We start from the raw sequence: 294 nt of genomic DNA, 5'->3' as shown, positions 1-294 counted from the left end.
TCTTTTCGTCGAGCTGCGGGATGAACTCCTGGCCCAGCGTCGTGTAGACCACGCCAGCGACCAGGAAGAGCGCCACCGCGCCGCCGATGAACGGCCAGGGGCGATCGACCACGCGCTTGAGGACGGGTTCATAGCGCTGCCGGGAGACAGCGATCAGCTTGACCTCTTTTTCCGAGACCTTGCCGCGCATCAGGATGGCGACAAGGGCCGGGACGAAGGTCAGCGACAGGATGAAGGCTGCGCCCAGGGCCAGCATGATGGTGATGGCCATCGGCGAGAAGGTCTTGCCTTCCA

General features: G+C 63.9%; 1 protein-coding gene. It reads right to left on the bottom strand.

What is annotated here, in order from left to right; translation table 11 throughout:
- Positions 1-294: efflux RND transporter permease subunit (locus AX690_RS20270; protein WP_156449743.1), on the bottom strand; the 294-nt coding region annotated here is incomplete at both ends.

Source organism: Caulobacter sp. CCH9-E1, assembly GCF_001556515.1.
Taxonomy (GTDB): Bacteria; Pseudomonadota; Alphaproteobacteria; order Caulobacterales; family Caulobacteraceae; genus Caulobacter.
Note: the sequence above shows the minus strand (reverse complement) of the source record. Positions and strands in the feature narration are given on the sequence as shown.